Consider the following 25,841-nt stretch of genomic DNA (forward strand, 5'->3'; position numbering starts at 1 on the left):
TGCGCCGAAAGAAATGTTGTGGGGGTTCGGTCGTGACCACACGTGCTGCCAGCTGGCTGCCGCTCAGTCCCGGTGAGCGTGCCGTCGCCATCGAGGTGCTGACGCACGGCCCCCTGTCGCGCAGCGACATCGCCCGCCGGCTCGACCTCTCCGCGGGCAGCCTCACCCGCCTGACGAAGCCGCTCATAGAGTCGGGTCTGCTGATCGAGGTCCCCGAGGGCTCCTCGCTTCCCGAGGTGCGCCAGGGCCGCCCGTCCCAGCCCCTCGACATCGTCGCCGAGTCCCGCACCTTCGCCGGGTTCAAGATCACCCAGGACATGGTCTACGGCGTCGTCACCACCCTCAAGAGCGATATCGTCGCCCGCCTCGACCTGCCCCTCACCAGCAACGACCCGGCCCATGTCGTGGACGTGCTGGGGGAGCTGACCGGCGCGTTCGCACATGACTTCCCCGGCCTCGCCGGGATCGGGATCGGCCTGGGCGGCCGTGCCTCGGACCGGTCCGTCGTCGACGAGTCGGCCTTCCTCGGCTGGCGCGACGTCCCGCTGGCTCGGCTCGTCGAGGAGCGCACCGGGCTGCCAGTCGTCGTCGACAACGACGTGGCCGCGCTCGTCGAGGCCGAGCGGTGGTTCGGCGCGGGCCGGGGCCTGGAGCGGTTCGCGGTGCTCACCATCGGCGCGGGAATCGGCTACGGACTGGTGAGCGGCGGCAGGCGGGTCGCCACCGCCGAGGACGGCCTGGGCGTCGGCCGCTTCTGGATCGTGAACTCCAACGGCCCGCTCACCCCCGACGGCGAGCGCGGCAGCGCCATCTCCCTGCTGACCATCCCCAGCATCCGCTACCAGATCCGCGCCGCCACCGGCCGCGACATCACGTACGACGAGATCCTCGCCCTGGCCGCCGAGGGTGAGCCCATGGCGGCCCGCGTCGTCGGCGAGGCGGCCCGCGCCCTGGGCACCCTCGTCGCGCAGATCGCCAACTTCGCCATCCCCCAGAAGATCGTCCTGGCCGGCGAGGGCGTGGGACTGGTCGACGTGGCGGGACCGGCCGTCGAGGAGGCCATCCTCGCCAACCGCCATCCGCACGCGGAGCCGGTCAACCTGGAGACCAAGGTGTCCGACTTCCACGACTGGGCGCGGGGCGGCGCCGTACTGGCGATCCAGGTGCTCGTCCTCGGCGCGGGAGCGGCCTGAACGGCTGAGGAATGGCCGCCTGACATGACTGTGGAATGGCCGCCGGGCATGGCTGCTGGACGGCCACCTCGCAGGGTCATGGAGTGGCTACCGGTAAGTAGTCCTTCTGACAGTGACTCCTCACATGGTCTTCACGCCGGGCCCCGTATGATTCACGGCATGTCCACCACTCACCGACGTGTACCCGGTGCGCCGAAGCGATCGGCCGCCGAGGTCAACGAGGAGATCCGAGCCCTGTGGCTGCGGAGCGGTGGGACGCTGAGCGGCGAGCAGCGGCGGGAGTACCAGCGGCTCGTCCTGGAGTGGGCGGCGGCCTCTCCGCGCGCCCACTCGCACACGGACTCCGCCCACTCGCACACCGATTCGTCGAAGGCCGCCTGACCTATCTGACCTGACCGGGCGCGCCCCTCCCGCGCGCCTGGCGTCAGCCCTTCATCGCCCCCTGGAGCAGGCCCGCGATGAAGCTGCGCTGGAAGATCACGAAGAGGATCAGGATCGGCAGCATCACGATGATCGTCCCCGCCGCCAGCGTGGGGATGTCCGTGCTGTTCTGACCGACGAAGAAGCCGAGACCCGCGGGCGCGGTGTGCTTGGTCGTGTCCTGGATGAGCACCAGCACCAGCAGGAACTGGTTCCACGACCACATGAAGACCAGCAGACCGAGCGTCATCAGGGACGGCCGGGCCAGCGGAAGCAGAATCCTCACCAGGATCGTGCCCGACGAGGCTCCGTCGATCCGGGCCGCCTCCACCAGCGACGGCGGGGTCGACTGGAAATGCGTGCGCATCCAGAACACGCTGAACGGCATGAACAGCGCGATCTCCACCAGGATCACACCCAGATACGAGTTGGTCAGACCGAGACCCCGCAGGTCGAAGTAGAGCGGAACCACGATCAGTTCGACCGGGATGGTGAGCCCGGCGATGAAGAAGGCCGCGACCGCGTTGCCGCCGGGGAGCTTCATCGTGCCGAGCGCGTAGCCCGCCAGTGCCGCCAGGACCAGGGAGGCGGGGACCACACCGACCGCGATGGTGAGGCTGTGCCGGATCAGGTCGGAGAACCCGGCCACCGACCACGCCTGCTCGTAGTTGTCCCAGCTCCACCGCTCCGGCCAGGTCAGTCCCACCACCGGCGTGCCCGCGGGCTGCAGTGAGGCGAGGAAGACACTGAGGAACGGGATCACGACGGCGATCGCCATGACCGTCAGCAGCGCGTAACCCGACCAGCGTTCCGAGCGGGTGGCGGTGTTCATGACTCCGACCTCGACAGACGGTTGATGAGGTAGACGATCCCGAGTATCAGACAGCCGAGGACGACGGCCAGGGCCGCGGCGAGCCCCACCTTGCCCTCGGAGAACGCCAGCCGGTACACGAGCAGGCCCGGGACGGTCGTCTGCTCACCGGGCCCGCCGTTCGTCGTCACGTACACGATGTCGAAGCTGGCGAGCGCGGCCACCGTCGTCACGGTCATCGCGACGGCGATTTCACCGCGCAGGTGCGGCAGGGTGACGGAGACGAACTCCCGGACGGGACCCGCCCCGTCGAGCCGGGCCGCCTCGTACAGGCTGGGATCCACCTTCTGCACGCCACTGAGGAAGAGCATCATGCACAGGCCGCTCAGCACCCAGGTGCCGACCAGGCCCACGGCGATCAGCGCGGCGCCGAAGTCGCCGAGCCACGCCCGTGTCACCCCGTCCAGACCGACGGCGCGGAACGTCTGGTTCACCAGCCCGTCGTCCCCGTACAGCCAGCGCCAGGTCACGCCGACGGCGACGAGCGGGACGACCTGCGGCAGCATGAACAGGAAGCGGTACGCCCCCATGCCGGGCCGTCGGAACCGGGCCAGCAGGCCGGTCATCGCAAGGCCGACCACGATGGGGATGAAGGAGAAGAACACCACCAGCACCAGGGCGTTGAGCACGGACCGGCGCAGGATGGAGTCCTGGAAGATCTCCTGGTAGTTGCCGAGACCGACCCAGTCGCCCAGTGTCACGCCGTCCCACTCGAACAGCGAGAGATACGCCGTGTGCAGGGCGGGCAGCACCGCGAAGCAGAAGTAGACGGCGAACGCGGGCAGCACGTACACATAGCCGCGATACGGGCTGCGCCTGCGGGGGCCCCGGGATCGGACCTGGACGTCCGGCGACTCGACCCGGACGTCCGGGGGCTGTTGGACCGGCGGCCTACTCGGCATGGTGTTCCTCCCACTCGTCCTGAAGTGAGTCGAGGTAGTCCGAGGGATCTATGCGGTTGGCGATGAGTTTCTGGACGCCGGAGCGCAGCCGGTCGAGCATGGCGGGGGCGGCGAAGTCGGGGAACGTCGTGATCCCGTCGTCGGCGACGGCCCTGCGGTGGCCCTCCGCGATGTCGGCGAGCACGCCCTCCGGTTTCTTCACGGCGTCGGGGTTGGGCGGCATGAAGCCGTTGTCGCTGATGATCTGGCCGGCCTCGGGAGTGGTCAGGAAGTCGAGGAACGCGCCTGCCGCCTCCGGGTGTTCGGTCCTGGACGAGACGGCGTAGGAGACGCTGAAGCCCGAGGCCACGGTGGGGGAGGAGGCCTGTTCGCCCGGCATCGGGAAGAAGCCGACGTTGTCCCCCATGACGGTCGCCAACTGCCCTGCCGCCCAGTTGCCGTTGATGAGGAAGACACTGTCGCCCTTGGCGAACTGGGCGGTGGAGTCGACCTGCGCGGTTCCGTTCGCCGAGTCGTTGTAGTAGCCCTTGCGGCCCCAGTCGATGACGAGCCTGCTGGCGCTGACGGCGGCCGGTGTCTCGATGGTGGCGCCCTTGGTGCCGTTGACCCAGTCCCAGTAGTCGTCCGTCGGCATCAGCTGGTTGAGGAGCGCGGCCCACAGATGCAGGCCGCCGGAGTCGAGCGCGCCGACGCCGAGCGGCGTCAGGTCGGCCTCCTTGGCCGCGGCGAGCTGGTCCTCGAACTCCGCCACGGTGTTGGGCGGACCGTCGATCCCGGCCTTCTTCGCGAGCTCCTTGTTGTAGTAGATGCCGGTCATCGACAGACCGGCCGGGACCCCGAACAGGGCGCGCCCGCCGGTGGCCTCGCTGGTCTGCCCCGCCGTCAACTGGTCGAGGCTGACCGGGGGAATGGCCTTGTCCCAGCCGTACGCCTCCCGATAGGGCGCCAGGTCGAGGATGTGGCCGTCCGCCGCGAGATCGGTCATCCCGACCGCGTACTGCGCGATGTCGGGGGCGGTGTCGGACGTCATGGTGAGCTTCAGGTTCTGGACGTAGTCCGAGAACGTCTTGTACTGCGGCTCGACCTTGATGTTCGGGTGGCCCTTCTCGAACGCGGCGATCAGCGCGTCGACCATCAACGGGGCGTCGGCGAACTGCAGGCGCAGGGTGATGTCCCCGTCCGGCACGGCGGTCGACGACGGCACACTGCGCGGACCCGGCACCGCGGCCGCGCTCCCGGGGGTCAGGGCGTCGCAGGCGGTGAGCGGCAGCACGAGGGCGGCGGCACAGACCGTCGCCGCGACGCGGCGGCGCATCCGGTGCGTCCTCTCCATCATCGGCCTCCTTGCGTGATCTCGGCGTATCGGGCGTCTCGGCGTCTCGATGTGCGGATCGGTGCGTCAGCCCCGCGGGCAGCGGTCCTTGACCTTCTCCATGAGGGCGTTGTTGTGGCGCTCGGCGTCGTCGCCCGTGTTCTGGCTGACGATCAACGGCGGTATCCGGCCGTGGAGTTCGACGAGCAGCTCGGCCGCCCGGCAGGTCAGGGCGTTGACGATCGCCGCCCCGACGACGGTCGACAGGGCGCCCACGGTGAGGTCGCCCAGGGGCACCACCGCGTCACCCGGGCGGCCGTGCGTGTCGATGACGATGTCGGCCACGTCGAGCAGGCGCCGCCCGTCGACATGCCGGGACTCGGCGCCCATCGAGTGGGCCCGGCTGGTGACGGCGACGACCGTCGCCCCCAACGCGCGGGCGCCGAGGGCGAATTCGACCGGCACGGCGTTGATGCCGGAGTTGGAGACGACGACCACCACCTCACCGTCCCGGATGTCCGCCGTACTCAGGATCGCCGCCGCGTAGCCGCCGACGCGCTCGGCCGCCCCCGCGTGCCGAGGGGCCGCGGGGGACAGCGCCGGGTCGGCGATCACATTGACCGGCGCGAGACCGCCCGCCCGCAACAGCGGTTCGATGGCGACGAGTTGGGAGTGGCCGCTGCCGAAGTAGTGGACGACACCTCCGGCGGCGATGCTGTCCGCGATGGCACGGGCGGCGCGATCGATCGAGGGCCGCTCGGCGTCGGCCAGCGTGGTGAGGTTCTCCTGGAGAGCGGCGAAGTAGGCGAGATCGGCGTTCATCGTGTCGAGACCACCTGGGGTGTCGAGCGGGAGCCGTCGTGTGGCTGCGGGGGCCGTCTGCGTGGCTGTGGACCGTACCAGAGGGCTGTGCGACTGCCCAGCCCTTCAGACAAGTGTGCTGTCACAACAGCTTTGGTCCTTGACCGCCCGGCACACCCGACTTAACCTGAGCCGCATGTGGTACGGACCACAGGCATCGGAGAATCAGACCGTCCGACAACTCCTCCAGCGGCTCCTCGGGGACCGGGCCGCGGAGTTCACCGCCGACGTCGTGCCCGTAGGGGACGGGCACGACGTCGGCAGGCCCGACTGGTTCGAGGTCGACGCCGGACCGGGCGCGGTGGCGCTGCGCGGGTCCAGCGGTGTCGCGGTCGCCTCGGCGCTGCGCTGGTATCTGCGGACCACGTGCCGGACGCAGATCACCTGGGACGCCCCCGTGCCCCGACTTCCGGACCGCCTGCCCCGCACCGGCACTGCCGCCCGGACGACCTCCCCCTACCTCCACCGCTACCACTTCAACGTCTGCACCTTCGGCTACACCACGGCGTTCTGGGACTGGGCGCGCTGGGAGCGCCACATCGACTGGATGGCGCTGCACGGCGTGACCACACCACTGGCGATGACCGGCGCGTCGGCCGCCTGGCAACAGGCCCTCCTGCGCTGCGGCCTGGACGACGAGACCGCCCGGCGCTTCCTCGGCGGCCCGGCCTACCTCCCGTGGAACTGGCTCGCCTCGCTCGACAGTTGGTGCGGACCACTCCCACAGAGCTGGATCGACGGCCACGCGGACCTGGGCCGCCGCATCCTGGACCGGGAGCGCGCCCTGGGCATGCGCCCCGTCCTCCAGGGCTTCTCCGGCCATGTGCCCCGCGAACTGATCGCGGACCGGGGCGCCCGCTCGACGACCCTTCCCTGGTGGGACTTCGAGGTCGGCGTCCTGGACCCGCGTGACCCACTGTTCGAGGAGTTCGGCACCGCGCTGCTGACCGAGCAGACCCGCCTCTTCGGCACCGACCACCTCTACGCGGCGGACCCCTTCATCGAGACGATTCCCCCGGTGGCCGACCCCGCCGGCATCGCCCGGGTCGCACGGGCCGTGCACGGCGCCATGACCGCGGTGGACGACGAGGCCACCTGGGTGCTCCAGGCATGGCCCTTCTCCTACCGCTCCGACTACTGGACGCCGGACCGGACCCGGGCCTTCCTCGACGCCATCCCGGACGACCGCATGCTGATCCTGGACCTGTGGGCCGAGCACAAGCCGGTCTGGCGACAGACCGACGGCTACCGGGGAAAGCCCTGGGTGTGGTGCATGCTCCACAGCCTGGGCGGACGGCCCGGGCTCTACGGCAAGCTGGACGAGATCGCCGCCGGCGCCGCCGAGGCGAGCACCGACGCCCGCGGCGGTTCGCTCGCGGGAGTCGGCGCGAGCATGGAGGCCTTCGGCGGCGACCCGGTCCTGTACGAGCTGCTGGCCGACGTCGCCTGGCACGGCTCGGTCAAGGACGTACGAGCGTGGCTGGAGAACTGGGCGGAGGCCCGGTACGGACGCCGAACGCCCGGTCTGCTGCGCGCCTGGGAACTGCTGCACGAAACCGTGTACGACGCGGACGGCCCCGGACCACCGGGCTCGGTCGTCGTCTGCCGGCCCACGCTGGTGGGCGACCTGCGTCCGGAACTCCCGGTGCACCTCGCGGCGCCGCCCTCACCGACCGTGCCACCGGGCCTGGCCGAGGCGTGGACGCTCCTGGCGGACGAGGCGAGGGACGAGGACAGCGCGGGGCCGCTCGGCCGGGACCTGTGCGACGTCACCGCACAGGTGCTCACCCACATGGCGTGCGACCAGCAGCGGCGGGCGGCGGACGCGGCCCTGGCACGCGACGCCGACCGCTTCCGAGCCGCCGCCACCGAACTGCTCACCACCATCGAGGACCTGGACACGCTGCTGGCCACCCGCCCCGAGTACCGGCTGGACCCCTGGCTCGCAGAAGCCGGCAGCTGGGCAACCACCCCCGCCGAGGCCGAGCTGTACGAGGCAAACGCGCGACGCCTCCTCACCGTCTGGGGGCACTCCCGCAGCGAGCTGCACGACTACTCGGGCCGGCACTGGGCCGGACTGGTCCGTTCGTTCTACCTCCCACGCTGGCGACGCTGGTACGAGCACATCGTCCGGGCACTGGAGACCGGATCCCCTTACCGGGCCCAGGAGTTCGAGGCGTCCCTGATCGAATGGGAGGAGCGCTGGACCGCCGAACGGAGTGACCGGACCGTCGAACACAACGAGAACGCGACACTCGGTTCGGACACCGCCGGGGCGACCCTGGACGTGGTGCGTACGCTGATGCCTCGTTACCGCGCCTCTCGGGGCTAGCGGACACGTGCGAACCGCGGAGTGATTGTGACGCTCAAGGACAGGCGCAGAGACGACGGCCCGGAGACGGAGTCCGACAAGCAGGAGTCCTACAAGCACGAGGCGCTGCGACGGCTGCTCCAGGCCGACATCGCCCGGATGCGGCCCGACGAGGCACTGCCCACCGAACGGCAGCTCGCCGAGCGCTACGACGTCAGCAGAGCGACCGCCCGGCGCGCGCTCCAGGCACTGCGCGAGGACGGCCTCATCCGCAGTGTCCGAGGCGTGGGCACCTTCGTCTCGCACCCCCAGATCACCAAGACCTCGACGCTCACCTCGTTCTCCGAGGACCTGCGCTCACGCGGCTACCACCCCAGCGCCGAACTCCTCGCCGCGGAGGTCGTCGAGGCCGACCTGCACCATGCCACGGCCCTGGGCGTCGATCCCGGCACCGCCCTGCACCGGATCGAACGGCTGCGCCTCGGTGACGGCTTCCCCATCTGCCTGGAGACCGTCCACCTCTCCGCCGAACGCTTCCCGAGCCTGGACGAGTCACTCCTCAAGGGCTCGCTGTCGGAAGCGCTGCAGAACACCCACGGCGTCAGGGTGGTCCGGGCGACCCAGCAGATCCGGGCGGTGAACGTGACCGGCCGCCAGGCCCGCCTCCTCGGCGTCAAGGAGGGCTCCGCCGCCCTGCTCGTACGACGCACGGCGTTCGACGACACGGGGCATGTCGTGGAGTACGGCGAGTCGTTGTGCCGTGGCGATCTGTACGAGTTCTCGCTGGTGGTGACCAAGTAGCCCCTCCCCGCTCGGTGTGATCCGCCGTGGCATCGCTGCTGGTCCGCCGCTGCTCCGTCGCTCCTCTGCTGACGGCGAATCTGCTGCGGGCCGAGATTCCTTCCGCGACGACGTCGTCCGGCCGAGGGTGGGGACACCGCGGCGATCGTGGCCGCGTCACCACAAGGAGGAGCGATGGCACGATTCAGCAGCACCCTGGAACCCAGGGCCGAGGAGGGGGATACCCCGCCGTCCCGGTTCGACGACCACCTCGCCGCCCAACTCCTCAACCAGCGCATCGTGTTCCTCGGCACGCAGGTCGACGAGGTCTCCGCCAACCGGGTCTGCGCACAACTGCTACTGCTCTCCGCGGAGGACTCGCGCACCGACATCGGCCTCTACATCAACAGTCCGGGCGGATCGGTGCACGCGGGCCTGGCGATCTACGACACGATGCGGCTCATCCCGAACGACGTGTCGACCCTCGCCATGGGCTTCGCCGCGAGCATGGGGCAGTTCCTGCTCACCGTCGGCACCCCGGGCAAGCGCTACTCGCTCCCGAACGCGCGGATCATGATGCACCAGCCCTCGGCCGGCATCGGCGGCACCACCGCCGACATCGCCATCCAGGCCGAGAACCTCCAGTTCACCAAGGAGAGCATCGAGCGGATCACCGCCGAACACACCGGCCAGAGCGTGGAGACGATCGCCCGCGACGGAGACCGCGACCGCTGGTTCACGGCCGAACAGGCGAGGGAGTACGGCATGGTCGACCGGGTCGTCGAGTCCCTCGACGATGTCCGCCCGGCCTCCTCGAAGCGACGGATGGGACTCTGACATGGACCAGGACACGAGGGCCACGGACCCGTACGCGATCACCATGAGCCAGTACACGATCCCGAACGTGGTCGAGCGCACCCCGCAGGGCGAGCGCGCGTACGACATCTACAGCCGGCTGCTGTCCGAGCGGATCATCTTCCTCGGCACCGAGATCGACGACGGAGTCGCCAACGTCGTCATCGCGCAACTGCTCCACCTGGAGTCGTCCGCGCCCGAGCGGGAGATCGCGATCTACCTCAACTCGCCCGGCGGATCGTTCACCTCGCTCATGGCGATCTACGACACGATGGGCTATGTCGGCGCGCCCATCTCGACGTTCTGTGTCGGCCAGGCCGCCTCGACCGCGGCGGTGCTGCTGGCCGGGGGAGACCCCGGGCGGCGCTTCATCCTGGAACACGCGCGGGTGTTGCTCGGCCAGCCCGCGAGCGGCGGCGCGCGGGGCACGGTCTCCGACCTGAGCCTCCAGGCCAAGGAGATGATCCGCATCCGCTCCCAGGTCGAGGAGGTGCTGTCCCTGCACACCCACCACTCCGTCGAGACCCTGCGCGCCGACATGGACCGCGACAAGGTCTTCACCGCGCGGGAAGCGGTGGAGTACGGGCTGGCCGACGAGGTGCTCAGCCGACGGCTGCTGCCCGCGGCGGCCTGACCGGGTCGCCGCCGCGGAGCCTCAGCGGGCTCAAGGCTCAGGGCTCAGGGCTCAGGGCTCGGGGCTCAGGGCTTCAGGGCCCCAGCAGCTCAGCTCGGGCCCTGCGTGCCTCAGGCGGCGAGTCGGATGTCGCCCAGCCGGGAACGCGCCTCGGTGCGCCGGGGCGCGGTGCGGGACCCGGACCTGAGCGGCTGGGAGGTCAGGGGCCGGGACCTGAGCGGCTGGGCCGGTCGCGCGAGCCTGCCGTGTGCCAGGGCGAGCAGATCGGCGAGGCCGAGCCCGAGCGCGTGCGCGGCGGCCGCGAGGACCTCGGACGAGCCCTCCTTGCGGCCCCGTTCCAACTCGGAGAGGTACGGCATCGAGATCCGGGCCGCGTCGGCCACGTCCTTGAGCGTCCGCTCCTGGGCGAGCCGCTCACGCCGCAGGACATCACCCACGACATCACGCCACAACGGCTCCTTGGGCGCGGGCTCCTCCGGCTTTTCCGGCGCGGCCGGTACGGGTCGCAGGGGAATGACACGGGCTTCGTCGGACGCGTGGCTGCTCACCCCTCCACCCTAGAAAGCTCGGCGCGATTCGGGGAGGTCATCGCGTTCTGCCCTCGGCGAAGCCCGGGCCCTCACCGTTCCAGGAGGCGCTGCCGCCACCAGGCCCCGGGCGGCTGCCACCGAGGGGTCTCGCGCACCCACGGTTCGGGAAGGGTCCGCCGCGCCAACTCCTCGTCGGCGCGGGCGAGTCGGCGCCGAAGATCCGCACGGGCGCCGGCCGGCAGCCGGTACAGGGCGTCCTCCAGCGTGTCCCTGGCTTCGAGCGCACAACAGCAGGGGCAGTTCACATCGATCAGCCAGGCGGCGAGGTCCTGCCTGGGCCGCCGAAGTACGGATTCGTACGTGGCGAGCGCGTTCGCGACGGCGTCGCGCCACAGATGTTCCGCCTCCACCCGGCGGACGGCCGCGCGGGTGCGTGCGGAGACACCGCCGATCCGGCGGACGGTCACATGTCTGGAGGGCCGCCACCGCTCGGCGCGGACGGCACCGGGCCGCCTACGCGGCACGGCCCTTTCGGGTCGACGTCATGCGGGCATCGTGCACGATGTCGTCGGCCGGGCGCGACTGTGTTTCTCCGGCGCGAGCCCACCTGTCTCGTCAACTCCCGCCCGCGCCCCCGGTGTTCAGTGATTGATCAGTGGGCGTGCGGCTCGTCGCGGTGCACCGGGCCGTGCGGGGCCTCGCAGTGCGAGCCGTCGTCGTAGGCGGCCCCGGTGCGGACCTTCAGGACCTCGGCCGGGGCGTGGTCGACCTGCAGGGTGGTGTGGGTGATCTCGTGGTCGCTCTGGAGGATCTTCTCCAGGTCGCGGCGCACGGTGTGGCAGTCCGCGACGGGCTCGACCAGGACGTGCGCGGACAGTGCGGGCTGCCCCGACGTGATGGTCCACACGTGCAGGTCGTGCACCTCGGAGACCGAGGGGTGCGCGACCAGCTGGTCGCCGATCCCGTCCGGATCGAGGTGCGCGGGCGCCGCCTCCAGGAAGATCCGCCCCGACTCCCGTACGAGCCCGTAGCCCGCCTTGAACATGAGGACCACCACGACCAGTGTGGCGATGGCGTCGGCCCGCGCGAAGCCGGTCAGCAGCACGATGAGACCGGCGATCGCGGTACCGACGAACGCGAACAGGTCGTTGAGTATGTGCTGGTAGGCGCCCTCCACGTTGAGCGAGGAGCGGTTGGCCTTCGAGATGCACCAGGCCGCCGCGATGTTCACCACGATCCCCGCCAGGGCCGTGCCGAACACCAGCCCGCCCTCCACCTCGGGCGGGTCGATCAGCCGGCGCACCGCCTCGTACGCCAACCAGGCGCCGAGCAGTAGCAGCGTGAGCCCGTTCGCCTGGGCGGAGAGGATCTCGGCGCGCTTGAGGCCGTACGTGAAGCCGCCGCGGGCCGGTCGCGCGGCCAGGCGCATCGCGATGAGCGCCAGCACGATGGACACGGCGTCCGTCAGCATGTGCGCCGCGTCGGAGATCAGGGCGAGCGACTGGGCCAGGATGCCGATGACTACCTCGGCCGCCATGAACGTGGTGATCAGCGTCAGCGCGATCGCGAGCCAGCGGCGGTCCGCGTCCGCCGACACACCGTGCGAGTGCCCCGCGTGCCCGTCCGACCCGTGGTGGTCGTGGTGCGCGCTGGTCATGTGTGTCCCCCTCGATGCGGTGTCCGACCTCCGCAGTGAAGCGCACCTCGCGGAGATCGGCAAAGGCTGCACCGGTGACCGTTGTCATCATCGTTAACAGGCCTCTGACCTGCGGCGAAGATTTCTCGGTGGGGTCGGGGTCAGGCGCCGAAGAGCTGTGTCCAGTACGTGCCCGCCGAGCCGCCGCCCTCGAAGCCGACGCCTATGTGGGTGAAGGCGGGCTTGAGGATGTTGGCGCGGTGGCCGGGGCTGTCCATCCAGCCCTGTACGACCTCGGCGGCGGAGCGCTGGCCGCACGCGATGTTCTCGCCGATGGTGCGGCGGGTGCTGCCCGCGGCCGCGGCCCGGTGCCAGGGTTCGCTGCCGTCGGGGGAGGTGTGGGAGTAGAAGGCGCGGGCCACCATGTCCGCGCTGTGCGCCTGCGCCGCGTCGGTGAGCAGGGGGTCCACTGCCAGCGGTCGCAGACCGGCCTTTGCCCGCTCGGCGTTGGTGAGCGCCACCACCTCCGCGGCCGTCTGCGCCAGCCCGGCGCGCGTGAGGGGCCGGGCCCACAGCGCCGTCCAGTAGAGCGTGCCGGAGCGGTTGTCCGGCACGTAGGCCACACCGGCCTCGGTGAACGCCGGGTCGTGGATCGTACGCCGGGACTGCTCCGAGGACAGGCAGTACTCCACGAACTCCGCGGCGTCGCGCGGACCCGAGACCAGGTGCTCGCCGACCGTGAGATACGCGTAGCCGCTCGCCGTGAGGCGCTGGTAGACCGAGAGCCCGTCCGCGCCCTCGGAGCCCAGGCTGCCCCGCGCGGCCATGCCCGCGGCGTGTGCGTGCGCCGCGGCGGTGAGACGGGCGTCCAGGGACACGGGCGGGGCACCGATGGAGGCGCGGGCCGAGTTCACGAGACGGAGGAAGCCGTCGGCGGCGGGCCCTGCGGCGGCGGGAGCGGCGGCAGAGGCGTCTCCGGCCGAAGCGCTGCCGCTGTTCCAGGCGGTGTTCCCGGAGGGCGGGCGTCCGGTGCTCCCGGCCGGGGGACGAGCCGTGGTCCCGGCCGGAGCGTGACCGGAGCTCCCGGCCGAAGTGCGCCCCGAACCCCGGAGCCGTCCGAGCCCGGCACGCGCGGCGTTCAGCGCCGTCGCGACACCGGCGCCCCTGGAACCCGGGACGCCGGAGCCTCCGGGAGCGGCACCGCCGCCCGCGCCCGCCCCTGTCCCCGCTCCCGCGTCGGCGTCCTCGCTCACCTCGACCCCGAAGTCCCGGGCTATCCCGGCGAGTCCGTCCGCGTACCCCTGGCCCAGGGCGCGCAGCTTCCACGCGCCCCCGCGGCGGTAGATCTCGGCGAGCAGCAGTACGGTCTCCTGCTGGGGGCGGGGCGGGGTGAAGCGGGCGAGCACACCGCCGCCCGGGCCGGTCACGCGCAGGGTCGGAGCGGGCAGCCGGCCCAGTGCGGTGCCGGGCTCGGCGGGGCTGACGACGACGGTGACACGGCTCGCCCCGGACCGCAGCGCGGGCGGGTCCACCGTGAGGGTCTCGCCGTTCAGCCGCGCACCGGGTGCGGTCGGCTGGTTGTAGAACACGAAGTCGCCGTCGCCGCGCACCTTGCCGCTGTCGTCGGTGATGAGCGCGGACACGTCGAACGGGCCGGGCACATGAAGGGTCAGGGTGCCGCCGGGCAGGGGCAGATTGCCGCCGGGAACCAACTCGTTCATCGTGCCGCCTGTCGGGGTGCCGGATCACTGTGCGCGCCCCGTGGGGCGTTGCCTGGACAACGCCCCACGGGTGCGTGAGGGTTCCTGAGCGCCGCCCCGCGGTTGTGTCAGCGTGCCGCCCGGGCCAGCAGGCCGGACAGCAGGACTTCGAGCGACTCGCGCAGGGCGGTGGCGAAGTCGATGCGCAGGACCGCCAGTTCGGGGTCGGACTCGTAGGCCGCGAGCACGGCGGGTGACGGGTGCGCGTGCGGCCAGGCGGCCGTGACCACCATGAGCGCACCGGCGACGAACCGTACGGCGTCCTCCTCGTCGAGTTCGGGTACGTGGGCGCGGACCCGCTGCGCCAGGGCGAACACGGTCCCGATGGAGGAGCGCTTGTACTCGGCGGCGACCTCCGTCGACACGTTCCGCTCCAGGACCGCGGCCTGTGCGCTGATCAGGTCGCACAGCACCGGACGCTCGGCAAGGGCGTCCGTCACGGCCGCGGCGAGCCGGTCGGCCCGCTCGGTCACCGGCGCGTCGGCGTCGACGGCCTCGGGCAGCGCGATGTCGAGGTGGTCCAGCAGCTCCTGCGACGCGGTGCCGAGCAGCTCCAGGAGGACGGCCTCGCGGGACTCGAAGTAGCGCAGCACGTTCGACTTCGCGAGCCCCACCCGGCGGCTCAGCTCGTTGAGGCTCACCTGCGCCACGGGCATCTCGCCGAGCATCGCGGCCGTGGTGTCCAGGATCGCCTTGCGGCGCACGGCGCGCTGCTCCTCGCTGCGGGCGCGCTGGAAGGTGTTTGCCATGGCCGCAGTCTACAGACCTTCGGTCTGTTGTTATCGGACCGGTGGTCTGCTAGCTTGAAATGCAACAGACCGCCGGTCTCCTAATCGTGGGAGTGCCGTGCGAACACCGAAGGAGTCATCGTGACCACCTCATATGTCGTCCCCGACCAGACCGGGAAATTCGCCGTCGTCACCGGTGCCAACAGCGGCACGGGCAAGGAGACCGCACGACGCCTCGCGGAGGCCGGCGCCCGCGTCGTCCTGGCCGTACGGACCGTCGCCAAGGGCGAGCAGGCCCGCGCCGAGATCCTGGCCAGGCACCCGCACGCGAAGCTGGAGGTCCGGCGCGTCGACCTGGCGGACCTGGCCTCCGTCGAGGCGTTCGCCGACGGGATCCTGGCCGACGGCACCCCGCTCGACCTGCTCGTGAACAACGCCGGAGTGATGACACCGCCCACCCGGATGACCACCGCCGACGGCTTCGAACTCCAGATGGGCAGCAACTACCTGGGCCCGTTCGCCCTCACCGTCCGACTGCTGCCCGCCCTGCTCGCCGCACCGGCGCCGCGCGTGGCGACCATGAGCAGCGGCGTCTCGAACTTCGGCCGCATCACCTTCGACGACCTCCAGTGGGAGCGCCGCCGCTACCGCCCGATGCTGTCGTACGCCCAGTCCAAGCTCGCCGACCTGATGATGGCCCGGCAGCTGGCGGACATCGCCGCCGAGCGCGGCTGGAACCTGCTGAGCACGGCCGCGCACCCCGGCTACACCGTGACCAACCTCCAGACCGCCGGTGCCAGCCTCGGCAGCGACAAGCCGAAGCGCGCGCGGTTCACCTCGGTCGACATCCTGCCCAAGCAGCAGGTCGAGCAGGGCGCCGAACCGCTGCTGTACGCCGCCACGAGCCCCGAGGCCACGGCGGGTGCCTACTACGGCCCGAGCGGCAGGTTCGGACTGGTCGGTCCGACCGCCACCGCCCGCATCACTCGCCGCGCCCTCGACACCGAGGCGAACCGCCGTCTGTGGACCGAGGCCGAACGCCTCACCGGAGTGACCCTCACCGCGGCCGTCGCCTGAACGGGCCCGCCGTACGGGGGCGGAGTCCGAGGAAGCCGGACCCGGGTGCCAGACTGCCCCCATGGATGAGCGCGTATTCGGCAGGTCAGGACAGCACGCATCGGTCGTGGGACTCGGCACATGGCAACTCGGTGCCGACTGGGGCGACGTGGACGACAAGGAAGCCCTCGCGGTCCTGGAGGCCGCCGCCGAGTCGGGGGTGACGTTCTTCGACACGGCCGACGTGTACGGGGACGGTCGCAGCGAGGAGACCATCGCCACCTTCGTGCAGAGCAGGCCCGACCTGCATGTGCTGGTCGCGACCAAGATGGGCCGCCGGGTCGACCAGGTCCCGGAGAACTACGTACTCGACAACTTCCGTGCCTGGAACGACCGTTCGCGCCGCAACCTCGGTGTCGACCGCATCGACCTGGTGCAGCTGCACTGCCCGCCGACCCCCGTCTACTCGTCGGACGAGGTGTTCGACGCCCTCGACACGCTCGTCGAGGAGGAGCGGATCGCCGCGTACGGCGTGAGCGTCGAGACGTGCGACGAGGCCCTGACCGCGATCGCCCGCCCCGGTGTGGCCAGCGTCCAGATCATCCTCAACCCGTTCCGCATGAAGCCCCTCCAGCGGGTTCTGCCCGCGGCGCGGGAGGCCGGTGTCGGCATCATCGCGCGCGTGCCCCTCGCCTCCGGGCTGCTCTCCGGCAAGTACACGAAGGACACGGTCTTCGCGGAGAACGACCACCGGACGTTCAACCGCCACGGTGAGGCCTTCGACCAGGGCGAGACGTTCTCCGGCGTCGACTACGCCACGGGCGTCGAGGCTGCCGCCGAGTTCTCCGGGCTCGCTCCGGAGGGCGTCACCCCGGCGCAGCTGGCGCTGGCCTGGATCGTCCAGCAGCCCGGCGTGACCACCGTCATTCCCGGCGCCCGCTCACCCGAGCAGGCCCGCGCGAACGCGGCCGCCGGCAAGCTGCCCCCGCTCTCCACGGAGACGCTGGCCGCGATCTCCGACCTGTACGACAGGCGCATCAAGGAGCAGGTCGAAGCTCGCTGGTGACTGCCGTCGGCTGAGAGGTCCGGGCTGAGCATGGACTGTTGTCTGCGGGTGGTCATCGGCTGGTCGCGCAGTTCCCCGCGCCCCTTACGGGGCGGGGTCTGCCGGACGCGCCCCTCAGGGGCGCGGGGAACTGCGCGACCAGCCACGGACGGCCCGCAGTCTCAGGATTACCGTTCGCCCCCTGCAGGGAACCCCCGGGTCCGGGCGGCCACCACAGCCACCACCGGAATCAGCAGCAAAAGCACGCTCCACGGGAGCGAACCCGTGCCGAGGCGGTCCAGAAGGACACCCCCGGCCACCCCGCCGCCGGCCATCGCCGCGTTCCAGAGCGTGACGAGCGCGGCCTGCGCGGCGTCCGCCGAGTCGCCGCCCGCGTCGGTCACGGCCGTCTGCAACAGGGTGGGGGCACCTCCCCAGCCGAGTCCCCACAGTGCCACCGCGGTGTAGACGAGCGCGGGGCTGTCGGCAGGCACGGCCAGGAGCGCGGCCGCCACGGCGACGAGCAGCGCGCACGCGAGTGTCAGGGCGCGCAGACGTCGGTCGATGCGCGCCCCCACGAACCAGATGCCGGCCAGGGACGCGACACCGAACACCAGCAGTACGAGATCCGTCGACCCGCCCATGCCCAGCCCGTCCAGGAACGTGGCGATGTACGTGTACAGGATCGTGTGGGCCAGTACGAAGACCAGGGTGACGAACAAGACCGGTGCCACACCCGGAATTGACAGGACCCGCAGCATCGGGACCCGGCCCGCCCCTCGCCGCTGACCCGGCTGGTCGGGAACGCCCGCCGCGATCCAGCCGAGCAGGGCGACCGCGAGCACCGTCATCAGCGTGAACGTCACCCGCCAGCCGAGCACTTCGCCGAGGAAGGTCCCCGCGGGCACCCCCAGCGACAGCGCGACCGGTATGCCCGTCATCACGATCGCTATCGCCCTGCCCTGCAGATGGACGGGCGCCAGTCGGCGGGCGTACCCGGCGAGCAGCGCCCAGGCCAGGCCCGCGGCCACACCGGCGACGAACCGGGCCGCCATGGTCAGGGAGTAATCGGTGGAGACCGCGGTCACCGTGTTGGCGGCGGCGAATCCCGCCATCGCCGTGAGCAGCAGCCGTTTGCGCCGCCATCCCGCGGTCACCGCGGACAGGGGGATCGCGGTGAGCGCGGTGCCGATCGCATAGACGGTGACCGACTGCCCCATCGCGGACTCGCCGACGCCGAGGTCGGCGCTCATCGCGGGCAGCACGCCCGCGGGCAGCGTCTCGGTGAGGCTCGTGATGAAGACCGCCGTGGCGAGGGCGAGGAGCGCGGCGAGAGGGAGCTTGCGGCTCTCCGTTCCCTCGGTCACCCCGGAGGAACCGGTCGGATCTGTGGTGTGGGTGCTCATGCCGCGTATGCTCGAACCCTCACATTGATGAGAAGGTCAAGCGGCGAAGTGCGAGGTCGGTCGGATGCGGATCGGAGAGCTGTCGGAGCGCACCGGCATCCCGCGGCGACTGCTGCGCTACTACGAGGAGCAGGGCCTGATCACGCCCGAGCGCTGCGAGAACGGGTACCGCTCCTACGACGAACGCCTCGTGGACCGTGTCCAGCAGATCCGAGGACTGCTGGACGCCGGACTGCCGACCCGGATCATCAAGCAGATCCTGCCCTGTCTCGACGGGCCCGGCACCATCCACTTCCCCGATCCGACCCCGGAGATGCTGGCCACGCTGGAGCTCGAACTCGACCGTATGACCCGGCGCATCGACTGCCTCGCCCGCAACCGGGACGCGATCGCCGCGTACCTCGAAGTGGTACGCGGCGACGGGCGGCCCATGGGCGACGGCCGGTCCGTGGAGGCCTGATCGGGTCAGGCGGCCCGTTCCCGGGCCCGCTGGGCCGCCTCGCGTACGGAACCGCGGTGCACGGGACCGTGACCGGGCAGCAGGACGTCACCCGAGAGCGCCTCGAACGCGTCCAGCGAGGACAGCGCACCGGGGAGGTCCCGGTGGAACATGGTCGGCAGCAACTGGGGGCCGCTCACGCGCGAGGTGGGGTGTCCGCTGACCAGCCCGTCGCCCGATATGACGATCCCCGCGTCCGGCAGATGGAAGGCGCAGTGGCCCGCCGTGTGGCCGGGGGTGTGCACGGGAACGGGGCGGCCGGGCAGGTCGAGGGCGCCCTCGCCGGGGAAGGGCCGCGGCTCGGTGACCGGGACGTGGGCGGTGCCGCCGGAGCGCAGCGCGTGCACGGCCCACGGCACCACACCGGGCCGCCAGGCGTTCTGCAGCACCTTGCCGATGGTCACCTGATGGAGGAAGTCCCGTCGCGCGTGCGGGACTTCGGCCTCATGGGCGTAGACCGGAGTGCCGTACGTACGGCTGAGGTACTCGGCCGAGCCGATGTGGTCGTTGTGGGCGTGCGTGACGAGTACGGCCGTGACCGCTTCGGGCGAACTGCCCACGGCCGACAGGGAGGCGAGGACCGTCTCGCGGTCTCCGGGGTAGCCCGTGTCCACGAGGGTGACGGCGTCCCCGTCCGTGAGAATCACCCAGTTGGTGTTGCTGCCGTGTACCAGATGGATGCCGTCGGCGACTTGATGAATGTCTGCCTGCATGATCGTCCCGACCTAGAGGTCCCTGCCTGACGGAACACAGCCAAGCAGATCCGCGGGCACCTCAGCGCAGGGGGTCGGCCGAAGCGCGCATCGACCGCAGTGCCAGGAGCAGTACGCCGATGTCATCGAAGAAGGCGGGGTCGGGCAGTAGATCGGCAGGCAGCACGACATAGGCGATCGCTCCCCAGAAGACCCAGCGGGGACCGGTCGGAAGACCGGCCCGACGGAGGTCCCGCCGAGTGCGGACCAGCCGGACCAGCAGTACGACCGCCGTCCCGAGGGCCACCGCCAGCACGGCCGCGACGACGAGAACCAGAATCCACGTGTTGGTGTCCATCAGCCCTTCCCCGACTCGTCCGCTGCTCCTCTTCGGATGCCCAGGTTCGCCCGCTTCACCACCGGCGGGCCGGTCCGACACGCGGCGCGGGACCTCGGCGTGCCCCCGGCCCGCCCCCTACTCTGTGCTGTCGATTGATCACCTTGAGCGAACAGTGGGGTGCGCGTGTGAAGATCGCCTGCGTCGGCGGTGGGCCCGCCGGTCTGTACTTCTCGATCCTGATGAAGCTTCAGGACCCGGACCACGACATCACGGTCCATGAACGGAACCCGGCCGGTTCGACCTACGGATGGGGGGTGACGTACTGGGGAAGCCTGCTCGACCAACTGCACGAGGGCGACCCCGAGTCGGCGCGGGCCGTCAAGGAGAACTCGGTCCGCTGGAGCGACGGGGTCGCGCACGTCGGCGATCGCACCACCACTCATCACGGCGACGAGGGCTTCGGCATCGGCCGCCGGCAACTGTTGGACCTCCTCGCCGAGCGCGCCCGCTCCCTGGGCGTACGCGTCGAGTACGAGGACGAGATCGCCGACGGGGACCGACTGCCAGACGCCGACCTGGTCGTCGCCTGCGACGGCGTCCACAGCGGGGTGCGCGAGCGGCACTCCGACCACTTCGGTACGGAGGTCGGGCTCGGCCGGAACAAGTACATCTGGCTGGGCACCACGAAGGTCTTTGACGCGTTCACCTTCGCCTTCGTGGAGACACCGCACGGCTGGATCTGGTGCTACGCCTACGGGTTCAGCGCGGACCACAGCACCTGTGTCGTCGAGTGCTCCCCGGAAACCTGGACGGGCCTCGGCCTCGACCGGGCTGACGAGACGGAGGGCCTCGTCCGCCTCCAGGAGCTCTTCGTCAAGCTGCTGGACGGCCACCGGCTGATCGGCCGAGCGAACACCGGCGGCAGCGCCCAGTGGCTGAACTTCCGCACCCTCACCAACCGCGCCTGGTCCCACGGCAACGTCGTCCTGCTGGGCGACGCGGCCCACACCACGCACTACTCCATCGGCGCGGGCACGACCCTCGCCCTGGAGGACGCCATCGCACTCGCGCACTCGCTGCGCGCGGAGCCCGAACTCGCCCCCGCCCTTGCCGCGTACGAGAAGAAGCGCAGAGCGGAGCTGCTGTCCGTGCAGAGCGCGGCCCGGCACAGCGCCCAGTGGTACGAGAGCCTGCCGCGCTACATCGGCCTGCCTCCGGCGCAGATGTTCGCGCTCCTGGGCCAGCGGCACTCCCCGCTGCTCCCGTACGTCCCCCCGCAGCTCTACTACCGGATCGACCGGGCGGCAGGACAGCTCGAAGCGCTCCGCAGACTCAAGCGGTGGCTGGGCCCGAAGGTCGCGCGGACCCTGCATGCTAAGAGGGGCTGACGCCTCGTCAACATCCCACCCCTTTGGCGAGAATGGCGGTGTTGCTCACGCGCCGGGAGATGCGCGAGCGTTCTGAGTCATGGACCGTGACCGGAGCAACGCCGCCTTCACCCCTGCCTTCGACCTCTCCCTCTCCCGTCGTCAACTCCTCGCGGCCGCGGGCGCCGCCGGTGCCGTCACCGCCATAGGTGTCGCGCCGGCCGCCGCGCAGCCGTCCGGCGAGCTCTCGCTGTCCTTCACGGCGGCCACCAACGGCTCGGCCACCCTCGCGCCCGGCGGGGACCGGCTGATCGCCGAGGTCCAGAACGTGCTGTGGTCCCTCCCGCGCACCGGCGGCAAGGCCGTACCGCTCACCCCGGCGGACCTCGAACCGAACCGTCCCGTGCACGCCCCCGATGGCAAGCTCATCGCCTTCTGCGCCTACCGGGGCGGCGGCTTCCACATCTGGACGATGCGGCCCGACGGCTCGGACGTACAGCAGCGCACCGACGGGCCCTGGGACGACCGGGGACCGGCCTGGTCGCCCGACGGCACCCGGATCGCCTTCGCCTCCGAGCGCGGCGGCGACCAGGTGACCGGCAGCCCCTACCGCATCCATGTACTGGACCTGCGCACCGGTGACATCGCCCGTGTGACCGGTCTGCCGGGCCAGGAGGGGCCGTCGCAGGACGGGGCGTGGGAGGACTTCGACCCCACCTGGTCGCCGGACGGGAAGCGGATCCTCTTCGTACGGGCGAAGGGCGTCACCACCGCCAACGGCCTCGGACTCGACGCCCGGACCGTCGCCGCCGTCCCCGCCTCGGGCGCGGGCCCGGTCGTCGTGGAGCACACCGAGACCGCTGCCGCCCAGATCCTCGCCCCCGCCCTCGCGGCGGACGGACGCCGCCTGGCATACCTGCGGACCACCGCGTCACCCAACGGCTCCTGCACGCTCGTCGTCGACGGCGAACCCGTCCCGGTCGCCGGGGACATCGCGCCGGTGCCGCCCCGCTGGACGCCTGAGGGGGAGCTGCTGCTCACCGTGGACGGCCGCTTCACCGTCGTACGACCGGAGAAGCCGACGGAGGCGGACGCGATCCCCTTCGAGGGCGTACTGCCCGTGGACCGCCCGCGCTACCAGGTCAAGGAGTACGACCTGGGGGAGGCGGGACGGGCCCGGCCGGTGCGGGGCATCCATCTGCCCGCGCTCTCGCCCGACGGGCGGCGGATCGCCTTCGCCGCGCTCAACTCGCTCTGGCTGGCCGATAGTTCGGACGGCCGGCCGCCGCAGCGGTTGCGTCGTGCGGAGCCCACCACCTACCTGCTCGGCCCCTCTTGGGCGCGCGACGGACGTTCACTGCTGTACGCGGACGACCGCGACGGGCTGCTCGGCGTGTACCGGCGAGATCTGGCCACCGGCAAGGAGACCGTGCTCGCCACCGGCGGCCGGGTGCATCCGGCGCTCTCGCCCGACGGGAAACGGCTCGCCTGCCTCGACATGAGCGGGCGGCTCGTCGTGAGGGACCTCGCGGCCGGTACGGAACAGGTGCTGGCGACACCGCTCGGCGCGGGCGGTCTGCCCGGCCGGCCCAGCTGGTCGCCCGACGGCCGCCACCTCGCCCTCTGTGACCGCAACCGCCTCAACCTCCGTTTCCGGGAGGGCTACAACCTCGTACGCGTCGTCGACACCACGACCGGAACGGACCGTCTGCACACGGTCGCCTCGCATGTCTCGCTCTCCGACCGCTACGACTCGGGGCCCGTCTGGTCGCCCGACGGGCGCTGGATGGCGGTGATCGTCGAGTCCGCGCTGTGCCTGCTGCCCGTCGCACCCGACGGCACCCCGCGCGGTGCCCTGCGCACCCTCACGACCGAACCGGCCGACCATCCGTCCTGGTCCGGTGACTCGAAGACCCTGCTGTACCTCTCCGGCACCCGGCTGCGGCTCATCGGCGTCGACGGCGGCCCGGCCCGTACCGTCCGTGTGCCGCTCGACCAGCGCAGACCAGCGCCGGCCGACACAGTGGTGCACGCAGGGCGGCTGTGGGACGGCACGGGCGAGTCCGTACGGGACGACGTCGACATCGTCGTGAGCGGCGGACGCGTCACCGCCGTCGAACCGCACCGCCGACGCACGGCACTTCGGCTGATCGACGCCTCCGAGCGGACCGTCGTGCCCGGACTGTGGGACACGCACACCCACCCCTGGCAGGTCACCTACGGCGGCCGGCAGACCGTCGGCCAGCTCACCTACGGCATCACGACCGCCGTGTCCCTCGGCGGCTTCGCCTACGAACAGGCCCGCATCCGCGAGGCGGTGACGTCGGGTCAGCTCGCCGGACCCCGGCTGCTGACCACCGGCGAACTGCTCGACGGCTCCCGGGTCGCGTACAGCATGGGACGCGCCCACCGCACCAGGGACGGACTCCGGCGCACGCTGGAACGCGGCGCCGCACTGGACTGGGACTTCGTCAAGACCTATGTCCGGGCGCCCAGTTGGGTGATGGAGGAGGCGGCGCGGTTCGGACACGAGCGGCTCGGGGTGCGCTCGGGCAGCCATCTGCTCTCGCCCGGCGTGCAACTGGGCCAGGATCTGACGACCCATCTGCAGGCCACCCAGCGCTACGAGTCCGGGCACGCCATCACCTCGTCCGGGCGCGCCTACCAGGACCTCCTGGAGATCTACACGGCCCGTGGCGTCGACTTCGGCCTGATCGCCACGCCGTTCACCTCAGCGCCGCTCCTCGGCGCGGACCCGGGGCTCGCCGACGATCCCCGGGTCACCGCAGTGATGCCGCCTTGGGACGCGGCTCTGGTCCGGCAGGGGGCGGGCGTGCCGCCGACCCCGGCCCAACTCGCCACGCTGCGCACGGAGACCGACATCTACCGGCGGATCCTGGCCGCCGGAGGCATCGTCGCCCTCGGCACCGACCAGCCGCTCGTCGCCGTCGGCCTCTCCCTCCACATCGGCCTGCGCGCGCTGCACCGGGGCGGACTGTCCCCGGCGGCGGCGCTGCGCACCGTGACCGTGCTGCCCGCCCGGCTCTTCGGCGTCGACGACGACCTCGGCACGGTCGAGCCCGGCAAACTCGCCGACCTGACCATCGTGGACGGCGACCCCTTCGAGGACTTCGACACCCTCGTACGAACCGTCTCCGTACTCCGGGGCGGGGTGCCGTACACGACCGACGACCTCGTCGCCGCGTACGACCCGGTCCCCGAACACACGGCCCGCCACGCGGCGGGCGAGGACGCCTGGCTGGACGTCGGCCGCCTGATGCGCCGGGACGGGTGCTGCGACCCGGGCCTCTGAGTGACGCGGCGGGCCCGCCCGTGCCGTGAGGCCTGGGGCGGGCCCGCCGTCGTCAGGCCCCGGCGGTCAGGCCGTGTCGAAGGTGTAGTGCCTCGTGTGGTCCAGCAGATCGGCGGGTGTGGAGTCGTTCCACGGCTTCATCGTCTCGCCGCGGTCGATGACGTCCGGCGTGCCCGCGAGGGGCAGATAGCCGGAAGCCGGGTGTCTGCGCTGCCACTCGGCCCACAGCTTGTCCACGTACGCGTGGTGCAGCCAGAAGACCGGGTCGTTCGGGGAGACGCCGGTGGCCATCTGCCCGCCCACCCACACATGGACGCGGTTGTGGAGGTTGACGCCCCGCCACCCCTCCAGGTGGTTGCGGAAACCGTCGGACGCGCTGTTCCACGGGGCCATGTCGTAGGTGGACATGGCGAGTACGGACTCGACCTCGGCGGGGGTGGGAAGTTGCCGGCCGCTGCCGCCGAGCGAGCGGCGCAGATACGTGCGGGTGTCGACGCGTACGGATATGGGCCAGTTGCCGGTGGACGCGGCGAACCTACCGTCCGTCACCCGTCCGTCGGCGGAGCGGCCCGTGCCGCCGAGGAAGTCCGGTGCCCACAGGGCGGCCCGGGTCGTGCGGTCGGCGCTCCAGTCCCAGTACGGCAGCGCCACCGAGGCGTCCACCGACTGCAGCGCCCGCTCGAACTCCAGCAGGAATCTGCGGTGCCAGGGCAGGAAGGAGGGCGAACGGTGGCCGACCCGTTCGCCGTTGTCCGTGTCGCCGAGGATGAACGCGTTGTGGGTCGTGACGAAGCCGTCGTACCGGCCGCTGCGCTTCAGCTCGATCAGCGCGGCGACCAGCCTGCGCTTCTCGTCCGCGGTCAGGTTCGCCTGGTTCTTGCGTACGGTCATTGCGGGTGAACTCCGGTGCTGTGTAGGTCAGTTGAACGGGACGAGGGGAGCGCCCTGGAGCTCCTGCACGGCGGCACGGGCCGCCGCGCGCGGGTTCGGCACCGGGTCGTAGTGGCTCACGACGCTGATCCAGGTGCCGTCGGCGTTGCGCATCACGTGCAGCTCGACGCCGTCCACGAACACCGCGTAGTCGGCGCCGTGATGGTGGCCTCCGCCGGACGGCCGGCCCTGTATTCGTCGGCCCCGGTAGACCTCGTCGAAGTCGAAGGGCGCGGGGGTGGGCCCGCCGTGGTGGTCCGCGGCGGAGGCCGGTGAAGGAGAGGCCGCGGTGAACGTGCCGGCGGCGACGGCCAGTCCGGCCGCGCCCCGCAGAGCGCGGCGGCGAGTGGGATCGGGCATGCGGATACGTCCTTGTGCTAGGTCCGGTGGCACGCGCTGT

General features: G+C 71.3%; 25 protein-coding genes. 11 read left to right on the plus strand and 14 right to left on the minus strand.

Features of this window, described 5'->3' with window-relative positions:
• The first annotated feature begins 32 nt into the window (after nucleotides 1-32).
• Both JEQ17_RS44970 and JEQ17_RS44975 read left to right on the plus strand, forming a co-directional pair.
• Nucleotides 33-1,193 carry an ROK family transcriptional regulator gene (locus tag JEQ17_RS44970; RefSeq protein WP_200400708.1) on the plus strand — a complete coding sequence of 387 codons (1,161 nt, stop codon included), beginning with the start codon at nucleotides 33-35 and terminating at the stop codon, nucleotides 1,191-1,193.
• Between the two features lie 147 nt (nucleotides 1,194-1,340).
• On the plus strand, nucleotides 1,341-1,574 hold the full coding sequence (locus JEQ17_RS44975; protein ID WP_200400709.1) for a hypothetical protein: 234 nt from the start codon (nucleotides 1,341-1,343) through the stop codon (nucleotides 1,572-1,574).
• A gap of 43 nt (nucleotides 1,575-1,617) precedes the next feature.
• Here the strand turns inward: JEQ17_RS44975 and JEQ17_RS44980 are convergent, their stop codons facing one another.
• From JEQ17_RS44980 to JEQ17_RS44995, 4 genes are all read right to left on the minus strand, one after another.
• Nucleotides 1,618-2,445, minus strand: coding sequence for a carbohydrate ABC transporter permease (locus JEQ17_RS44980; protein ID WP_200400710.1), 828 nt, complete (start codon nucleotides 2,443-2,445; stop codon nucleotides 1,618-1,620).
• Nucleotides 2,442-3,386: a carbohydrate ABC transporter permease gene (locus JEQ17_RS44985; RefSeq protein ID WP_200400711.1), complete on the minus strand. Its 945-nt coding sequence runs from the start codon at nucleotides 3,384-3,386 to the stop codon at nucleotides 2,442-2,444. The genes JEQ17_RS44980 and JEQ17_RS44985 overlap by 4 nt, the downstream gene beginning before the upstream one ends.
• Entirely contained in the window at nucleotides 3,376-4,722 is a 1,347-nt protein-coding gene (locus JEQ17_RS44990; RefSeq protein ID WP_200400712.1) for an ABC transporter substrate-binding protein, read from the minus strand. The genes JEQ17_RS44985 and JEQ17_RS44990 overlap by 11 nt, the downstream gene beginning before the upstream one ends.
• Before the next feature lie 63 nt (nucleotides 4,723-4,785).
• The gene (locus tag JEQ17_RS44995; RefSeq protein ID WP_200400713.1) at nucleotides 4,786-5,520 is read right to left on the minus strand and encodes a sugar isomerase domain-containing protein; all 735 of its coding nucleotides are present in this window, start codon (nucleotides 5,518-5,520) and stop codon (nucleotides 4,786-4,788) included.
• A gap of 175 nt (nucleotides 5,521-5,695) precedes the next feature.
• On the opposite strand from JEQ17_RS44995, the gene JEQ17_RS45000 reads away from it, so the two are divergent.
• From JEQ17_RS45000 to JEQ17_RS45015, 4 genes are all read left to right on the plus strand, one after another.
• On the plus strand, nucleotides 5,696-7,891 hold the full coding sequence (locus JEQ17_RS45000) for an alpha-N-acetylglucosaminidase (protein WP_200400714.1): 2,196 nt from the start codon (nucleotides 5,696-5,698) through the stop codon (nucleotides 7,889-7,891).
• A gap of 27 nt (nucleotides 7,892-7,918) precedes the next feature.
• On the plus strand, nucleotides 7,919-8,671 hold the full coding sequence (locus JEQ17_RS45005) for a GntR family transcriptional regulator (protein WP_200400715.1): 753 nt from the start codon (nucleotides 7,919-7,921) through the stop codon (nucleotides 8,669-8,671).
• A gap of 174 nt (nucleotides 8,672-8,845) precedes the next feature.
• Nucleotides 8,846-9,487 (plus strand): ATP-dependent Clp protease proteolytic subunit, encoded by a 642-nt coding sequence (locus JEQ17_RS45010; protein ID WP_234048610.1) that lies wholly within the window; start codon nucleotides 8,846-8,848, stop codon nucleotides 9,485-9,487.
• A 43-nt stretch (nucleotides 9,488-9,530) separates the two neighbouring features.
• The gene (locus JEQ17_RS45015) at nucleotides 9,531-10,139 is read left to right on the plus strand and encodes a ClpP family protease (protein WP_200402045.1); all 609 of its coding nucleotides are present in this window, start codon (nucleotides 9,531-9,533) and stop codon (nucleotides 10,137-10,139) included.
• 110 nt (nucleotides 10,140-10,249) lie between these two features.
• On the opposite strand, the gene JEQ17_RS45020 is transcribed toward JEQ17_RS45015, so the two are convergent.
• The 5 genes from JEQ17_RS45020 to JEQ17_RS45040 all read right to left on the minus strand — a co-directional run bounded on the left by JEQ17_RS45020 (nucleotide 10,250) and on the right by JEQ17_RS45040 (nucleotide 14,814).
• Nucleotides 10,250-10,687 carry a helix-turn-helix domain-containing protein gene (locus tag JEQ17_RS45020; protein WP_200400716.1) on the minus strand — a complete coding sequence of 146 codons (438 nt, stop codon included), beginning with the start codon at nucleotides 10,685-10,687 and terminating at the stop codon, nucleotides 10,250-10,252.
• 71 nt (nucleotides 10,688-10,758) lie between these two features.
• The gene (locus JEQ17_RS45025) at nucleotides 10,759-11,193 is read right to left on the minus strand and encodes a hypothetical protein (protein WP_200400717.1); all 435 of its coding nucleotides are present in this window, start codon (nucleotides 11,191-11,193) and stop codon (nucleotides 10,759-10,761) included.
• Between the two features lie 128 nt (nucleotides 11,194-11,321).
• Nucleotides 11,322-12,326, minus strand: a complete 1,005-nt coding sequence (locus JEQ17_RS45030; protein WP_200400718.1) for a cation diffusion facilitator family transporter — start codon at nucleotides 12,324-12,326, stop codon at nucleotides 11,322-11,324.
• A gap of 140 nt (nucleotides 12,327-12,466) precedes the next feature.
• Nucleotides 12,467-14,026, minus strand: coding sequence for a CAP domain-containing protein (locus JEQ17_RS45035; protein ID WP_200400719.1), 1,560 nt, complete (start codon nucleotides 14,024-14,026; stop codon nucleotides 12,467-12,469).
• 107 nt (nucleotides 14,027-14,133) lie between these two features.
• Entirely contained in the window at nucleotides 14,134-14,814 is a 681-nt protein-coding gene (locus tag JEQ17_RS45040) for a TetR/AcrR family transcriptional regulator (protein ID WP_200400720.1), read from the minus strand.
• Between the two features lie 120 nt (nucleotides 14,815-14,934).
• On the opposite strand from JEQ17_RS45040, the gene JEQ17_RS45045 reads away from it, so the two are divergent.
• Both JEQ17_RS45045 and JEQ17_RS45050 read left to right on the plus strand, forming a co-directional pair.
• Nucleotides 14,935-15,870: an SDR family oxidoreductase gene (locus JEQ17_RS45045; RefSeq protein ID WP_200400721.1), complete on the plus strand. Its 936-nt coding sequence runs from the start codon at nucleotides 14,935-14,937 to the stop codon at nucleotides 15,868-15,870.
• Nucleotides 15,871-15,931: 61 nt separating this feature from the next.
• On the plus strand, nucleotides 15,932-16,915 hold the full coding sequence (locus JEQ17_RS45050) for an aldo/keto reductase (protein WP_200400722.1): 984 nt from the start codon (nucleotides 15,932-15,934) through the stop codon (nucleotides 16,913-16,915).
• Between the two features lie 167 nt (nucleotides 16,916-17,082).
• Here JEQ17_RS45050 and JEQ17_RS45055 read toward each other — a convergent pair whose 3' ends face one another.
• Nucleotides 17,083-18,300 (minus strand): MFS transporter, encoded by a 1,218-nt coding sequence (locus tag JEQ17_RS45055; RefSeq protein WP_200400723.1) that lies wholly within the window; start codon nucleotides 18,298-18,300, stop codon nucleotides 17,083-17,085.
• A 64-nt stretch (nucleotides 18,301-18,364) separates the two neighbouring features.
• Here JEQ17_RS45055 and JEQ17_RS45060 point away from each other — a divergent pair, with 64 nt between their 5' ends.
• Nucleotides 18,365-18,760, plus strand: a complete 396-nt coding sequence (locus JEQ17_RS45060; protein ID WP_200400724.1) for a MerR family transcriptional regulator — start codon at nucleotides 18,365-18,367, stop codon at nucleotides 18,758-18,760.
• A 5-nt stretch (nucleotides 18,761-18,765) separates the two neighbouring features.
• Here JEQ17_RS45060 and JEQ17_RS45065 read toward each other — a convergent pair whose 3' ends face one another.
• Both JEQ17_RS45065 and JEQ17_RS45070 read right to left on the minus strand, forming a co-directional pair.
• Entirely contained in the window at nucleotides 18,766-19,512 is a 747-nt protein-coding gene (locus JEQ17_RS45065) for an MBL fold metallo-hydrolase (RefSeq protein ID WP_200400725.1), read from the minus strand.
• Between the two features lie 61 nt (nucleotides 19,513-19,573).
• Entirely contained in the window at nucleotides 19,574-19,849 is a 276-nt protein-coding gene (locus tag JEQ17_RS45070) for a YkvA family protein (protein ID WP_200400726.1), read from the minus strand.
• A 167-nt stretch (nucleotides 19,850-20,016) separates the two neighbouring features.
• Between JEQ17_RS45070 and JEQ17_RS45075 the strand changes: the two genes are divergently transcribed.
• Complete coding sequence (locus tag JEQ17_RS45075; RefSeq protein ID WP_200402046.1) at nucleotides 20,017-21,219, plus strand: FAD-dependent monooxygenase; 1,203 nt, start codon at nucleotides 20,017-20,019, stop codon at nucleotides 21,217-21,219.
• Nucleotides 21,220-21,298: 79 nt separating this feature from the next.
• Nucleotides 21,299-24,511: an amidohydrolase family protein gene (locus JEQ17_RS45080; protein ID WP_200400727.1), complete on the plus strand. Its 3,213-nt coding sequence runs from the start codon at nucleotides 21,299-21,301 to the stop codon at nucleotides 24,509-24,511.
• 66 nt (nucleotides 24,512-24,577) lie between these two features.
• Here the strand turns inward: JEQ17_RS45080 and melC2 are convergent, their stop codons facing one another.
• Both melC2 and melC1 read right to left on the minus strand, forming a co-directional pair.
• The gene (gene melC2 / locus JEQ17_RS45085; RefSeq protein WP_200400728.1) at nucleotides 24,578-25,402 is read right to left on the minus strand and encodes a tyrosinase MelC2; all 825 of its coding nucleotides are present in this window, start codon (nucleotides 25,400-25,402) and stop codon (nucleotides 24,578-24,580) included.
• A gap of 27 nt (nucleotides 25,403-25,429) precedes the next feature.
• Nucleotides 25,430-25,801: an apotyrosinase chaperone MelC1 gene (gene melC1, locus JEQ17_RS45090; protein ID WP_200400729.1), complete on the minus strand. Its 372-nt coding sequence runs from the start codon at nucleotides 25,799-25,801 to the stop codon at nucleotides 25,430-25,432.
• Nucleotides 25,802-25,841 lie beyond the last annotated feature (40 nt).

This window comes from Streptomyces liliifuscus, assembly GCF_016598615.1.
GTDB classification, from domain to species: Bacteria; Actinomycetota; Actinomycetes; order Streptomycetales; family Streptomycetaceae; genus Streptomyces; species Streptomyces liliifuscus.